General features: G+C 67.2%; 11 protein-coding genes. All 11 read right to left on the bottom strand.

What is annotated here, in order from left to right; genetic code table 11:
* Positions 1-10: 10 nt before the first annotated feature.
* The 11 genes from xrtA to MTR65_RS03285 all read right to left on the bottom strand — a co-directional run bounded on the left by xrtA (position 11) and on the right by MTR65_RS03285 (position 14,069).
* Complete coding sequence (gene xrtA, locus MTR65_RS03335) at positions 11-1,570, bottom strand: exosortase A (protein ID WP_243797038.1); 1,560 nt, start codon at positions 1,568-1,570, stop codon at positions 11-13.
* Positions 1,563-2,777, bottom strand: a complete 1,215-nt coding sequence (locus MTR65_RS03330; protein ID WP_243797036.1) for a TIGR03087 family PEP-CTERM/XrtA system glycosyltransferase — start codon at positions 2,775-2,777, stop codon at positions 1,563-1,565. Before MTR65_RS03330 ends, xrtA begins: the two co-directional genes overlap by 8 nt.
* A 5-nt stretch (positions 2,778-2,782) precedes the next feature.
* Positions 2,783-3,859 carry a FemAB family XrtA/PEP-CTERM system-associated protein gene (locus tag MTR65_RS03325; RefSeq protein WP_243797033.1) on the bottom strand — a complete coding sequence of 359 codons (1,077 nt, stop codon included), beginning with the start codon at positions 3,857-3,859 and terminating at the stop codon, positions 2,783-2,785.
* Positions 3,856-4,734, bottom strand: a complete 879-nt coding sequence (locus MTR65_RS03320; protein ID WP_243797031.1) for an XrtA system polysaccharide deacetylase — start codon at positions 4,732-4,734, stop codon at positions 3,856-3,858. The genes MTR65_RS03325 and MTR65_RS03320 overlap by 4 nt, the downstream gene beginning before the upstream one ends.
* Positions 4,731-6,014 carry an XrtA/PEP-CTERM system-associated ATPase gene (locus MTR65_RS03315; RefSeq protein WP_243797029.1) on the bottom strand — a complete coding sequence of 428 codons (1,284 nt, stop codon included), beginning with the start codon at positions 6,012-6,014 and terminating at the stop codon, positions 4,731-4,733. The genes MTR65_RS03320 and MTR65_RS03315 overlap by 4 nt, the downstream gene beginning before the upstream one ends.
* A 20-nt stretch (positions 6,015-6,034) precedes the next feature.
* Complete coding sequence (locus tag MTR65_RS03310; protein ID WP_243797026.1) at positions 6,035-7,750, bottom strand: preprotein translocase subunit YajC; 1,716 nt, start codon at positions 7,748-7,750, stop codon at positions 6,035-6,037.
* Positions 7,750-8,928: a P-loop NTPase family protein gene (locus MTR65_RS03305; protein ID WP_243797023.1), complete on the bottom strand. Its 1,179-nt coding sequence runs from the start codon at positions 8,926-8,928 to the stop codon at positions 7,750-7,752. Before MTR65_RS03305 ends, MTR65_RS03310 begins: the two co-directional genes overlap by 1 nt.
* Positions 8,925-10,445 carry an XrtA system polysaccharide chain length determinant gene (locus MTR65_RS03300; RefSeq protein WP_243797019.1) on the bottom strand — a complete coding sequence of 507 codons (1,521 nt, stop codon included), beginning with the start codon at positions 10,443-10,445 and terminating at the stop codon, positions 8,925-8,927. The genes MTR65_RS03305 and MTR65_RS03300 overlap by 4 nt, the downstream gene beginning before the upstream one ends.
* A gap of 16 nt (positions 10,446-10,461) precedes the next feature.
* On the bottom strand, positions 10,462-11,103 hold the full coding sequence (locus MTR65_RS03295; RefSeq protein WP_148626490.1) for an XrtA/PEP-CTERM system exopolysaccharide export protein: 642 nt from the start codon (positions 11,101-11,103) through the stop codon (positions 10,462-10,464).
* 180 nt (positions 11,104-11,283) lie between these two features.
* A complete protein-coding gene (locus tag MTR65_RS03290; RefSeq protein ID WP_243797017.1) occupies positions 11,284-12,510 on the bottom strand; it encodes a pyridoxal-dependent decarboxylase, exosortase A system-associated in 1,227 nt (408 codons plus the stop codon).
* Positions 12,507-14,069, bottom strand: a complete 1,563-nt coding sequence (locus MTR65_RS03285; protein WP_243797015.1) for an acyl-CoA ligase (AMP-forming), exosortase A system-associated — start codon at positions 14,067-14,069, stop codon at positions 12,507-12,509. The genes MTR65_RS03290 and MTR65_RS03285 overlap by 4 nt, the downstream gene beginning before the upstream one ends.
* Positions 14,070-14,086: the final 17 nt, after the last annotated feature.

Below are 14,086 nucleotides of genomic sequence, written 5' to 3'. Positions count from 1 at the left end.
CGGATGTGCCCTATCTCAGCCCGGCCACGCCGTCCATCCAAAGGGACAGATCGCCAGTCGCCTCCAGGAAATGTCCGATCCTCTGCTGGGCCCGTTCACCCTCCCCCTCTTCGGCGGAAAGGATGAGCGTGAGCGTTGGCTGCGCCCGCAGGACGAGCTGGTCCTCGATGACGGCAAGCTTGAGCCGGGCGTTGCTCCCCGAAAGGAGATCCCCATTGCGGTACCAGGTCATCGCCAGGCGTTCGAGCTGGCCATGTGCGACCAGGCGTTCGCCGTGCCCGCCCTGGGGAGCTGTCGCCGGAGCCGCCCAGGCCCAGGGGCTATCGGACATCACCGCGCCCTGCCCAAAGCCACCGGCCTCACGGCCCTCGCCCTGGCCCGAATAGAGCGCGACGAAGACGTCCACGGTCCCGCCCTTGCCGTCCGCATAGCGTCCGAGCAGGCGGTGGTCCGCGCCTTGCGCGCGCGGTTCCCACCAGACTTCAGGGGTGTAAGGAACCCGCCGCCAGCCTGTGACTTCGGGCAAGGCGATCTGGACTGGCAAGGGCGCGGCCAGCCGGTCTGCGCTCCAGGCCCAGGCTTTCACCCCCATGAGCAGAAGGCACAAGGCCAATAGGGCCATGACGCTCTTGCCACGTCCGATGGCTTCCAGTTTCGCCAGGACAGGGCTGCGCGCGAGCTTCTCCAGATCGAGCATCGGGGCCTCCAACGGCCGATCGAAGAAGCGCCATGCCCCGGCAATGACCAGCCCCAAGACCACTGCGAAGAAGATCCAGCCATAGACGATGTGATCGAAGCCCGCGGCGACCTCTATCCCCACGTGCTGGGCGGCGTAGATCGTCCCCCATGCGCGCAGCCCGTTCGCCAGGATCGGCACGACAACGCAGGCCGCCAGCAAGGCTAGGCGCCGCCCCCAGCGCACGAAGCATACGTTGGCGGCAAGGACGCCAAAGGCCACCATCGCGATAAGGAACTTCACGCCCGAACAGGCTTCGGCCACCTTGAAGAGGCCAGCGGGTGTGTCGATGAAGACCCCCTCGATCACGGCGGGAATGCCACTCGCGCGGGTCAGGGCAATGGTGATCTCGGCCGTGATCATCTGGAGCGGCTTCACCAGCTCCTCCCCGAAGGGCACCATGAACACGAGATAGAAGAGTGGAAAGCACAGGGCCATGGCCACGCGCGGCCCGAGCAGCAGGGGAACGCAGGCTCCCAGCAAGGCGACGACGCCCGCCTGGCGCGCGAGGTCCAGTCCCGAAACGCCGCCCAGCAACCACACGAAGGCCGCGCCAGCCATCAGGACCAGGCCCGGCCACCAGGCCGCCGGTTGGAGGCGCGCCAACTGGTGGCGCCTCTGCCAGACAAGCCACATTTCGACCGGCGGGATAAGCAGCATGTGGTTGTAGGTCGAGATGTCCCACCACTGGCGCGCCATGGCGCCCCAATCGCTTGCAAATCCGACCAGCAACACGAGCCAGGCGGCGACCAGTGTCGTCAGCGGTGTGCGCCAAGCCTGCGGAATGCGCGCGGGCAGATCACGCAATGCCTTGGAATATGCGGCGCTAGGCATCGCCGGGCTCCCCGCACAGCCCCGCAAGGGCCGAAAGAGCGGCCTCCCAACTGGCGTGCTGGCAGACCCAGGCGCGTGCGGCCATGCCCATATCCCGCCGGATCTCTGTCTGGATGGCGAGATGAACAATGGCCGCGGCAAGGTCCTCGTCGGTGTCCCCCACGCGAAAATCCACGCCATCGCGCGCGGCGATGCCGGTGGCCGCGCCCGATGTCAGGACCACCGGGCGCGCCATCGCCATGGCTTCCAGCACCTTGTTCTGAACGCCGCGCGCAATGGACAGCGGCACGAGCGCCATGTCCGCCGCTTCCAGAAAGGGACGGACATCAGGAACCCGGCCCCAGACCGTGACGCCCTCTTCCTGTCCCAACGCCTGCACCTCGCGCGTGGGGTTGCGGCCCACGATGTGGAGACTTGCCTGTGGGAAATGCTCCTGAACACGCGGCAGGATCTGGCGCGCGGCGCGCTCGACCGCACCAATGTTGGGGGCGTAATCCATCTGCCCGGTAAACACGAGACGCGGGAAGCCTGCTGCGCGCATCCGGGGCTCAGGCTCCACGGCATCCGGCGCGAAGGTCTGTGCATCGATCCCGTTGCCCATGGCGGCCACGCGCGAGGAGGACTGCGGCAAGCGTGTGCGCAGAAGGTCGGCCTCGGCTTCGCTGACTAGCAGCGTCGCATCGCTGCGCGCGGCAATTCGCGCCTCTTCGGCCGCGAGGAGGCGGGCTTCGCGCCTCTCCATCCATTGGCGCGGCCCCTTGTGATCGCGTGCATAGGCCTCGAACTTGGCCGAATCGACATCGACAAGATCGGTCACCACGCGTCCGGCAAAGCCATCCGGGACATAGTGCGCCATCTGCCCGGAGAAGACGAAGATGACCGCAATGTTCGCGTGGGCCAGGACGCGATCGACATAGGCGGCGAGGCGCGGATCGTGAAACGCACGCAGACTGACGGGAACGCCAAGCGCCAGAGCTTCCAGCGCCGCACGCGGAACGCTCTTGGTGCGGGGCAGAAGGCAATGGCTCGCCGCAAGCGCGGCCAGATCCTTCTCGTGGCCCCAATCAGCCGGATCGTCGGCGAAGGTGGCAACGTGAACGGGGGCCAGCCGCGCCAGCGCCTTCAGCACATGATGCGAGCGGATCTTGTCCCCGCGGTCGGGCGGAAACGGCAGGCGATGGGCCAGGAAAAGGATCTCGCCGCGCATCGTGCCTACCCGATCCCGCGCGCAATGAGGGGGCCGAGGCGATTGGCAATGCCCAGCGGCAGGCGCTGCCACAGCCGCACCTGCAGCGCCCGCTTCGCGCTTTGCGGGTTCATATCGCGCATCGCCGCGCCCGGTGCGGTCCAGTTCGCGTAGGTCAACGCGCGCGGCTCGAAGCCCCAGTTGCGCTTGTAGTGGTAGGCGCCGCTGTCGGTCTTGGAGCGACCGAAGTCGAAGCTGTGCATGCCCCGGCGCCGGGCGTGGAGCATGAGTTCGAAATACATGCGCTCGTTCGCGCGCAGCCGCCGTGCAGCCCAGGTCCCGCCGCCCCAGTACGGCATGACGGTGCCCTTGTGATAAAGGCTCAGCACGCTGGCGACCGCCTGCCCTTCATGGCGCACAGTCAGGATGTCGGCGTCCTCGCCAAAGGCCCGGAGCACAGCGCCCAGCAGCTTGCGCGGGAAGACCGGGGTACCAAGATTTCGATAGCTTTCGCAAAAGACGCGGTAATGCTCGGCCAGCGCGTCCTCGCTGCGTCCGACATGGACCTCCAGATCGGCCGAGAGGCTCTTGCGCACCTCGGCACGCTGCTTGCGCGGGATCGCCGTGAGCTCGCTCTCGTCGTCCCCGGCGAGAGGGCGCGCGAAGGTGCAATGCGAGCCGTCCTGATGCGACCAGCCCTCTCCCACTGAGGGAAGCACGCCTCCGCGCAGTTCCACCGTTGGACAGGACAAGCGCACGGCCAGTTCGCGTGCGGCGTCGAAGAACGCCTGCGGATCGCCTCCCTCGTGAACCAGAAGCCCGCCGTCCACCGCAAAACCGCTCGATGCGAGCACCCGTCCAAAGATCGGCGAGGAGATGCAGTCGAGTGGAAGAAGGCCCGAAAGTGCGCCCGCCCGCTCGGCCACCAGAGCCAGCGCCATGTTGCCCGTCGCCTCGGCCACGGTGCAGAACCAGGCCGGACGATGAAAGGGTGTGCCTTGCGGATGGGCCAGCACGAAGTCGTCGATGCGCGCACGTTCGTGCCGGTCAGACAGGTCCGCCAGACGCACCTGTGTGCCGGCCGGGGCAAAGGGCGCGTTCACGCCGCGAGCCTTACGGCGCGCCGACGTTCGGCATCGGCCAGGACGTCCATCCGGCCCCAGCGGAATTCGGCCATCAAGCGCTGCAGCTTTCCCGCCATACGGTGAAGGTTGGTGTAGTGGCGCAGGCGCGAGCGCAGCGGGGCCCCCTCGACGCGGGGCTGGTCGGGATCGGTCTCCCAAGGGTGGAAGTAGAAGACCGCCGGACGCCCCTCGGCGTTGACCTGGCGGATCGCCCAGCGCGTGAAGGCATAGGGAAGAACACGGAAGAACCCGCCTCCACCAGCCGCCAAGCGCCGCGCACCGACTTCGGCGGTGGTCACGGGAATTTCGACAAGATCGCTGCCCGCAATGGGGTGGAAAGCAAAGCGCGGCGCCTCGCGCCAGCCATAGTGATCGTGCACCACGGGCGCCACGCTCGAACTGTAGGCATATCCGGCCTCGGCCAAGACCTCGTAGGCCCAGGGGGTCCGCGCATCGATGGAAAAGCTGGGCGCACGGTACCCCTGCACGGACGCGCCGCTCACATCCTCCAGGACCTTGCGACTGCGCGCCAGATCTTCGCGAAAGGCGTCTGCCCCCAGGCGAAACACGCGTTCGTGCGCCCAGCCATGGCTGGCGATCTCATGCCCGGCCTCGGCGATCCGGCGCATCATGGCGGGGGCGCGCTCGGCGATCCAGCCCAGCGTGAAGAAGGTTCCGGTCACGCCTGCCTCGGCAAACAGGTCGAGCACGGCCTCGCAGTTGCGCTCCACCCGCAAGGGCAGGCGATCCCAGTCGCTGCGCGCGATCACGTTCTCGAACGCCCCGACCTGGAACCAGTCCTCGACGTCGACCGAGAGGCCGTTGATGATGGCCTTTGGCCCCACCGCGCTCATGCCGCGCTGCGCTGGTCTCCGCCGCCCTCGACCCACTCGATCAGCATGGTCAGGACATGGCGCAAGGTCCGCTCCTGTTCGTCGAGCCGGGCTTCCAGCGCCGCCGTTCGCTCATGCGCCTCGGCCAGCTGCGCCTCAAGATGGCCTACGAGTTCGACGGAAGGATCCTCCGCTTCAAGAGCCTGAGCCTCATGGGCCTCAGCCTTGTTGGCGAGTTCGACGACAGCCTGCTGAAGCTCGCAGATCTGGGCGTCGCGATCCGCCAGCGCGCTTTCGATGAGGGCAATCGCGGCGGGTGCATCGATCGCCGCGTGGCCCGCCCTTGCCGCACTCCTGCCCTCCTCTTCCGAGGCAAAGGCAGCATCGTGCGCAATCGCAACCGAGGCAGGTACCCCGTTGTCGAGCGAATGATCGGGATGGTGGTGGGCGGTCCGGGCATCTTCGCCCTCATGGCCATGGCCGATGGTGCCATCGTGCTTCATCTCGTCCAGCACCTGCGTCAGCATGGCGCTGTCGATCCGCGTGCGCTGCTCAACCGATCCGAGCAGCAGAAGGCGGTTGGCGACCTGGTTGATCCGGCGCGGGACACCGCCCGTCGCCTCGTAGATGCCGGAAAAGACGCGCTGATCGAAGCTGGGATTGCCATCCCACCCCACGCAGGTGAGGCGATGTTCGATATAGGCCTGGACTTCCTTGGGCTGCATCGCGGTCAGGTGGTGCGTTGCGATCACGCGCTGGCGCAGCTGCTCCAGGCGGTCGCTTTCCATCAGCGTGGTGCGAAATTCGGGCTGGCCCAGAAGCAGTGTCTGGAGCAGCGGGTGCGATCCCAGCTGGAAGTTCGAGAGCATCCGCAGCTCTTCGAGCGCGGTGATCGACAGGTTCTGCGCCTCGTCCACGATCAGCAGCGAACGGCGTCCCGCACGCGCTTCCTCGTGGAGGAAGGCCTCGATGGCGCCAAGCGCGGAGGCCTTGTCGTGCCCGTCAACCTCGACCCCGAAGGCCCGCGCGACAACATGGACGATCTCTTCGCCATCGAGCGCACTGGTCACCACGTTGGCCGCCGTCATCCGGCCCGGATCGATGGTGGCCATGAGGTAGGCGACCAGCGTCGACTTGCCCGAGCCGACCTCACCGGTGATGGCCACGAAGCCCTCCCCTTGCGCAAGGCCATATCCCAGATAGGAGAGCGCCTTGCGGTGCGTCACGCTCTCGAAATAGAACGCCGGGTCGGGCGTCAGCTGAAAGGGTCTGGCTTCGAGCCCGTAGAAATCATCGAACATCGTGAACTCCTCCCTCGAAGTCAGAAGTTGTAGCGAAGGCCGGCAAGGCCTGTCAGCGACCAGTAGTCGCGCACCGTGTCGAGATCATAGCTCGAACCATCGACCGACACGGCCAGGGTACCGCGCAGGCGCGGCGTGATCATGTGGTAATAGGACGCGGCCAGACCATAGGTCGTGACATCGCCAAAGGTGGTGTCGGTCGACGTGATCCAGTTGACATAGCCGTTGGTCGACCAGCCCGCGTTGCGGCCCAGAGGCCCCGACAGGTAGAGCGAGGCCCAGGTGTTCTCGTCAACCATGCCATCGGCGCTGGCAAGGATGGTCCCCTGCGCGGCGATATACTTGCGTCGGTCATAGCCAAGCCCGATCCCTGCGCTCAGGCGGCCAATCTGCATCGTGTAACTGGCCGCGATGCCGCGCGCGCGGAAGGCCGAAGCGCGCAGCGAGCCCAGAACGCCGGGAAGGCAGTTGCTGCCCTCCAGCGAATTGACGCAGCCCACCAGATCTCCCGTCACCGGATCACGCACCGCCTCGAAATCCGTCGGAAGGTCGTTGAGCGCACGGTTGATCTGCCCCCCGAAGCCAGCCAGGTTGTCGTAGACCGAGACGCTGAGGGTCTTGCGGTCATCGGGCGAGTACGCAAGCTGGCCACCGAAGGTGGTGGAGCCGTAACGGCGCCCCACATGCGCCGAGAACGACGTACGCCGGCTCGGCCGCCACATGACAGCAACGTCCCACAGGATGCCCGAGACATCGTAGGACAGCTGGCGACGCGAACTCTTGTCGGTCACGTACTGTCCGTCGCGCCCGATCACAGGCCGATCCTCGGCATCATAAACCACGTCGCGGTTCGAAATCTCGACATCCTCGTACCCGATGGCGCCGACCACCTGGACGGTCCGGCTCACCGGTAAGGTTACCATCGCGCGCGCCTGCATGTCGCGCACGCGCTGGTCGAGAACGGAGATATCCTCCTGATAGGCGCTCCCGGCCACGGCTAGGCCGACGGGAAGCACTGTGCCCGGCTTGACCCCCGCCTGAAGCTCGACGGACTGGACCACGCTGTCCTCGCTGCGCGTGACGCGCTCACCATCCGGCGTTGGCAGGAAGGCGCTGCCCTGCTCCACCCGCGAATAGCCCGCGCGGTAGCTGCCCTGCAGATCCACAGCGCCCGCGCGCGTAGCCAGGGTCGGTCCGGCGTAGACCGAATAGACCGTGCGCCGGTCGTCCCCGCCTAGATAGCGTGCCGATCCGCCCGAGAAGCTCGACTGCGTGGCAAGGCCGCCCGCCTCAAGCGTCAGGCCCGGCGTCACCGTCGCATAGCCGCGCGCGACGCCGCTCAGGACATCGCTGTCGCGCGCATCGCCCCAACCGATCTGCCGGGCATAGCGGGCCGACAGCGAAAGACCGGTGCGCCGCCCCTGCAGCCCGGCATCGACCCCGACGGCGGCCTGGGTGTAGGTCAGGACGTCGCTGCCTGGTGAAAGCTGGGCGCTGACGATCTGGTCCAGTTCGATATAGGGGCGGATTTCCACGCGGCGTCCGCCCGTGGCCTTCTCGCCCTGCGCGCCGCCCGAAGCCCCATTACCCGACGTGGCCCCGGAACCGGCTCCGTCCTCACCGCCAAGCCCGCCATAGCCCATGGTCTGCGCGGCGGCGCTGCCGGGATGAGCCCCGGAGACACAGGCAAGGGCGAGCCCCAGGCCTGCGTAAGTCAGAAGGGGATGGCCGCGCATCAATCCTTGTATCCGTAGTAGGACCCGAAGCGGCGGCCGCTCGGGCTGAATTGTGCGCCGTTCAGAAGGAGCTGCACGTTGGGGCAGCCATCCAGCAGCTTGATCGCATCGTCAAGAGCCCCCTGCCCGGTCCGGTCCGCCCGCACGATGACGATCGCCTGTCCGACATGCTTGGCCAGTTCGGCGGCGGGTGAGGCGGCCAGCGCGGGCGGCGAATCGAAGATGACGATGCGCTGCGGGGCGCCTTGCGTCAGGCGGTCGAGCACACGCTTCGTCCGCGAGCTCGACAGGTACTCGCTGTCGGTATTGGTGTCCTCACCCGCAGGCAGGACCCACAGACCCGGAATGTCGGTGCCCAGCACGCAGTCGACCACATCGAGCGTCTCGTCCATCAGCGCGTCCATCAGACCGCGTCCACCGGGCAGGCCCAGCATCGAGAGAACCGAGGGCTTGGCAAAGTCAGCATCGACGAGGAGCACCTCACTCTCCTTCTCCGCCGCGATGGAAAGCGCGAGGTTGAGAGCGCAATAGGTCTTGCCTTCACCGGGATGCGGCGAGCTGATGAGCACGCGCTGCGCGGCGGGCCCCGCCTTCTTGCGACGCAGTTCCGCCGCCTGGGGCAGCACCTGCCGTTTGACGATGCGGAACTCTTCGAGAAGCGCCGTCACCGCCCCTTCGGGCACGATCAGGCCATGCTCGGCCAGGGAATCTCGGTCGATGGGGTGGCGCGTCCCGGAAAAGACCACCGGCTCCTCGACCACCTCCGGGACCGGCTCCACCGCTGCAACCGCGACAGGCGCGGGATCGGCGGGTGCAGGCGCAAAGTCACTCGCCCGGCGTCGGGGATGCGGCGCGGCGCTGGCAGGCACGGATGCGGCCGGTTCAGGCTCTCCGCCCGGCTTTGCCGCGTTGTCGTTGCGCACGATCCGGCGCGCCTTGCCGCTTGCCGCAGCCTTGGCCGCAACATCGGCGGGAAGCGGATCGGGGCGCGCGATGAAGCTGCCGAAATCGAAGCGGCGCGCGGCACGCTCGATCAGCGAGGGGCTCTCACTTTCGGAATTGTTCGGCACCTGCGCCGCACCGTCCGCAGACGCCTCGGACGCCGTGTTCGCGTCCTCCGGCGCCATGTCTTCGGCGGGGGTCTTGTCCGGTTCGCTCATCTTGCCTTCCCCGCTCATGCGACCATGCCCCGCTGGACGAACTCAACCATCAGCAGCACGACGAGAAGACCGCCGAGCGCCGCCGTCGCGCCGTAAAAGTACTTGAGCCTGCGCCGCCGCAGCGCACGCGCGCCCTCGGTCAGGTTCTGCGAGATCGCGCCCAGCACGGGAAGGCCCGTGGCGCGTTCCAGACCGGCGGTGGTCGCGAAGACCGAACGCACCTTGCTCAGCGCGAAGGCCGCCGCGCAGCCCCCGCCGACACCTGCGATCAGCACGCCGATCAGCAGTACCGGACGGTTGGGCGCAACGGGCGCACGCGGGGTCGTGGGCGGATCGACGACCTCGAACTTCACCGCCTCGCGCTCGGTCTTGACCTCGCCGCGAATGCGCAGTTCCTCTCGGTCCTGCAGAAGCTTGTCGTATTGCTGGCGCAGCACGTCATAGTCACGCGCGATGCGGTTGGCCTCCGCTGCAAGTTCGGGGTTGGCAATGGCGTTCGCGGTCATCGTGGCGACGTCGGACTGCAAGGCGGCCTTGCGCGCGACCAGCGCCTGGACATTGGCCATGCGTTCGGCGCGGATCGAGACCAGCGAGGCGTAGGCCGGGTTGGGCATCCCTGCACCGCTGTCGCTCTCGGCCGCGGCCGCGCTCTTCAGGGCATTGACCTGGTTGCGCGCGGCGATGACATCGGGATGGTTCTCGGTAAGGCCGCGCCCACGCATCGAGGCGAGATCGGACTGGGCCTTCGCCAGCGCCGCGCTGGCCGATCCCGCGCTGCCGCCCGGCATCGTGCGCGGCGTGCTCGCGATCTGACCGTTGATCGCGGCAAGCGCGCTCTGCGCGGCGGCAAGATCGGCCTCGACCCCGCGCAGCTGCGAACGCGCCGCTTCGAGCCGCTGGTTGTTGAGAGCCCCGCCCTGCGCGAGTTCGGGATGCTGTGCCTCGAACGTGGAGCGCTTGTTCTCGGCCGATTCCAGTTCGCTCTCGCGCTGCTTGAGCTGCTGGTTGAGGAACTGGAGGCTCTCGGCCATCTCACCGCGATTTCCCGAAAGGTTTTCCTCGCGGAAGATGTCGATCAGCTTCTGCGCGACGTTCTGGGCCAGCTTCGCGTTCTCGGCATCGGAGAACGAGGCATTGCTGGCCGTCGCCCGGATCTCGAAGAGGTTGTCCTGCTGCGCGATGACCGAGACGTTCTTGCCCAGCGCCAGGACCGCCGCCTCCATCGCCTTGGGGTCCTCGATGGTGTCGCCAAGGCGCGTCGCGCGCACCACCTTTTCCAGGTTCACCGCGCTCGTCAGCGTCTGGCGGATGCGCTCGATGTCGCGCTTCTTGTCGGCCACACCGATGCCCACCTGTTCGGCCAGGGCATCGTCGAGCTGGATGAAGATACGTGCACGCGATTCGTACGAGTTGGGGATCAGGGCCACAGCCAGCCACCCCACCAGACAGATCGCCCAGGCGCAGGCCAGCGCAATCCAGCGCCGGTGCCAGACGCTGTGCATCGCTGCGAGCAGTTCTTCATACAGCGTGTTCATGGCTGCGCCCTGACCTTCAGAACATGCTCTCGGGGATGATGATGACATCGCCCGGCGAGAGCATCACGTTGGCCTTGCTATCCCCTTCCTTGAGCAGGTCGGAGAGGCGCAGCTTGTATTCCTTCTGCTTGCCGCTGGTCTTGTCGAAGCGGATCAGGCGCGCACGGTTGCCCGCCGCGTACTCCGACAGCCCGCCCACCGCGATCATCGCGTCGAGCAGCGTCATGTTCGCGCGGTAGGGGATCGAGGCGGGCTTCTCGGTCGCACCGACCACGCGGATCTGCTGGCTGAACGTGCCCGAGAAGCTGTTGACGATCACCGAGACGAGCGGGTCCTCAATATACTGCGAGAGCTGCAGACGGATGTCCTCGGCCAGCATCGCAGGTGTCTTGCCCACGGCAGGCATGTCGGTGATGAGGGGCGTGGTGATGCGCCCGTCCGGCCGCACCTGGACCTTGGCGCCCAGTTCCGGATTGCGCCAGACGAAGACGGTCAGATCATCGAGCGGCCCGATGATGTACTCCTCGCCCGGCCCTTCCTGCATCGCCACGAACGTGGCTGGCGGCAGTTCAGGCGCGCTGGTCGTGGCGCAGCCCGAGAGCGCAAGGCTGGCCAGTGCGCATCCGGACACGAGTGTGGCAAGGCGATCAAACCGCATGTCTTCTTCCCTCTGACCCCGTTATGCCTCTCCTGCGCCCGTGTGTTGCGCAAGTTAAGGTTCGGGCAAATTCCACCCTGCCCTATGGCCAGAAAGGGTGAACATTGCGTTAGCCTTACGCACTAACTCTAGCCCCAGTCCCGAAATGGCACAATGGGCCACCCCTCCCTGCAATCGTTGTCAGACAAGCCGCTCCAAGGCTGGCCCCTGCCCCAGGAACGAGGCCGGGCTCGCACTGGCACCATAAGCGCCCGCACAGAACACCGCGACGAGATCCCCAACGTCCGCGCACGGGAAACCGGCTTTTTCCGCCAGCTTGTCGAGCGGCGTGCACAGGCACCCCACAATCGAGGCCTCTTCCTCGACCGGCGCGTCGAAACGCGTGGCAATGGCGACCGGGTAGTTGCGCCGGACCACCGTCCCGAAGTTTCCCGAGGCGGCCAACTGGTGGTGCAGTCCACCGTCCGTCACAAGAAAAGTTTCACCATGGCTCGTTTTGCGATCGAGCACGCGGGTGAGGTAGACCCCGGCCTCACCCACCAGGTAGCGCCCAAGCTCCATGCAGAAGCGCGTCTCTTTGAGGATCTCAGGAAGCTGCTCGAAACGCTGCGCCAGCGCGCCGCCGACAGCCTCCAGGTCCACCGGACGGTCCGGACCGAAATAGGGAATGCCAAGGCCGCCGCCCAGATTGCAGTGAGGGGGCACCTCGCCCACCTCCTCGGCCAGCCGCGCGGCAAGATCGAGCGTCTGGCCCTGCGTTTCGGCAATCGCCGTGGCATCCAGCGCCTGGCTGCCTGCGAATATGTGAAAGCCGCGCCAGTCCGCGCCCGCGTCCAGCAGGCGGCGCACAAGGGCCGGAACGCGCTGCGCATCGATACCGAAGGGCTTGGCTCCGCCCCCCATCTTCATCCCTGAGCCCTTCAGGTCGAAGTCGGGATTGACCCGCACGGCAAGGCGCGGGCGCAGGCCCAGCTTCTGGCCAAGGGCAAGCGCACGGGCCGCCTCGCCCTCGGATTCCAGGTTGAGCGTGACACCGTGGACGATGGCCGCCTCCAGTTCGCGGTCACGCTTGCCGGGCCCGGCGAAGCTGATCTCCCCGCCCGCAACGCCGCAGGCCAGAAGTTCGCGCAGTTCGCCGCCCGAGGCGATGTCGAAGCCATCGACCAGCCCGTGCATCAGCGAAAGCACAGGACCGAACGGATTGGCCTTGACCGCGTACTGCAGCGCGAGGCGTTCGGGCATGGCCGCGCGCAGCTGGGCAATGCGCGCGCGGATACGCTCTGCGCTGTAGAGGAACAGCGGGGTATCTCCGGCTTCCTCGACCCAGTGCGTCACGGGCTTTCCGGCCACGGCCAGCACGCCGTCGACAGCCTCGAACCCTGCAGGGATGGGACCCAGCGGCTTCATGCCGACACCTCGCCGGTCAGGTTCGCACGGATTTCGGCGGCAAGGCCTGCCCGGTCGATCTTGCCATTGGGACCCGTGGGCAGGACCTCGCGCCAGTGAATGACCTTGGGCTGCATGAAATTGGGGAGCTCCTTCATCAGCGCGCGCGGCAGGCGCGCCTGTGCCTCGAACGCGTCCGCCACCGGGCGAACGACAAGGTGGACCGCCTGCCCCAGCCGCGTATCGGGGACGCCCAGCGCGACCGCCTCGGCCACGAGCCCGCTCGCAAGCGCCGCATCCTCGACCTCCTGCGGGCTGATGCGGTTGCCCGCGCTCTTGATCATCGCATCGCGCCTTCCCACGAAATAGAGAAAGCCTTGGGCGTCGCGCCGCACCCGGTCGCCCGACCACACCGCGATCCCGCCGGTGTGCGAGGCGGACGGGGCCGGTCGGTAGCGCTCGGCCGTGCGCGCGGGGTCCTGCCAGTAGCCCTGCCCGACCAGCGGACCGCAGTGGACCAGTTCGCCCTCCTCGTCGTCCGCCGCGACCTCACCGGTATCGTTGATGACCAGAATTTCGGCATGGGGCACCGCCTTGCCCATCGAGGTGGGCCGTTCCTCGATCAACGCCGGATCAAGGTAGGTCGAGCGGAACGCCTCGGTCAGCCCGTACATCGCGTAAAGGCGCGCCTGCGGGAAAAGCCCTCGCAGCCGTGTCACCAGGTCCGAGGTCAGCGCGCCGCCGCTGTTGGTCAGGCGGCGCAGGTGCGCGGCCGTATCGGCGGGCCAGTCGAGCTCGCACACCTGCACCCAGAGCGGAGGCACGGCAGCCAGTGTCGTGATCCGGTGGCGCGCCACGGCCTTCACCAGATCGCGGGGCAGAAGATAGTCGAGCGGGACGACGCAGCCCCCGGCCAGCCAGGTCGAAAAGAGCTGGCTCTGACCGTAATCGAAGGCCAGCGGCAACACGGCGAGCGTACGATCCTGCGCACTGAGCTGCGTGTACTGCGCCACGCTTTCAGCGCCCAGCCACAGGTTCGCATGGCTCAGCATCACGCCCTTGGGCCGTCCGGTCGAGCCGCTGGTGTAGAGAATGGCAGCAAGGTCCGCCGGGTCGGCAGCCGAAGGAGGCAGAGGCGCATCCATCTGCGCGGCCTGCGCCAGCGCGTCGGCTTCCTCAATGCAGCGACAGCCTTCGGGCACGTCGCCCTCCTGGAGGCTTGCCAGGCGGCTTGGCGTGCCCAGCAGCATCGCGGCACCACTGTCAGCCAGAATATGCGCCACCTGCGCATGCTTCAGAAGCGGGTTCACCGGCACATGAACGAGCCCGGCGCGCGCGGCGGCAAGCGGCATGAGGCAGGCCAGCTCGCCCTTCGCCGCCCAGGTTGCGACCCGAGCGCCCGGCCCGGGCACCTCGCGCGCAAGCCAGGCAGCCAGACGCCCGACACGCAATCTTAAGGTCTTGTAGTCCAGCACCGTTTCGCGCAGCACAAGGGCCTCCGCCGATGCCTCCCCCATCTCGATGACATGGTCGACAGGGCGCGCCGGGACCGGCAACGGAGGGGAGAGCGTGGAACGCATGGCGATGGAATTGACCC

It is taken from the genome of Novosphingobium mangrovi (genome assembly GCF_022818885.1).
GTDB lineage: Bacteria > Pseudomonadota > Alphaproteobacteria > Sphingomonadales > Sphingomonadaceae > Novosphingobium > Novosphingobium mangrovi.
The sequence above is the reverse complement of the archived record's forward strand: the minus strand, read 5'-3'. Positions and strand labels throughout refer to the sequence as shown.

Coding starts and splice junctions, on each gene's coding strand:
- xrtA (WP_243797038.1), bottom strand. CDS start 1,570: ATGCCTAGCGCCGCATATTCCAAGGCATTGCGTGATCTGCCCGCGCGC.
- MTR65_RS03330 (WP_243797036.1), bottom strand. CDS start 2,777: ATGCGCGGCGAGATCCTTTTCCTGGCCCATCGCCTGCCGTTTCCGCCC.
- MTR65_RS03320 (WP_243797031.1), bottom strand. CDS start 4,734: ATGAGCGCGGTGGGGCCAAAGGCCATCATCAACGGCCTCTCGGTCGAC.
- MTR65_RS03315 (WP_243797029.1), bottom strand. CDS start 6,014: ATGTTCGATGATTTCTACGGGCTCGAAGCCAGACCCTTTCAGCTGACG.
- MTR65_RS03310 (WP_243797026.1), bottom strand. CDS start 7,750: ATGCGCGGCCATCCCCTTCTGACTTACGCAGGCCTGGGGCTCGCCCTT.
- MTR65_RS03305 (WP_243797023.1), bottom strand. CDS start 8,928: ATGAGCGGGGAAGGCAAGATGAGCGAACCGGACAAGACCCCCGCCGAA.
- MTR65_RS03300 (WP_243797019.1), bottom strand. CDS start 10,445: ATGAACACGCTGTATGAAGAACTGCTCGCAGCGATGCACAGCGTCTGG.
- MTR65_RS03295 (WP_148626490.1), bottom strand. CDS start 11,103: ATGCGGTTTGATCGCCTTGCCACACTCGTGTCCGGATGCGCACTGGCC.
- MTR65_RS03290 (WP_243797017.1), bottom strand. CDS start 12,510: ATGAAGCCGCTGGGTCCCATCCCTGCAGGGTTCGAGGCTGTCGACGGC.
- MTR65_RS03285 (WP_243797015.1), bottom strand. CDS start 14,069: ATGCGTTCCACGCTCTCCCCTCCGTTGCCGGTCCCGGCGCGCCCTGTC.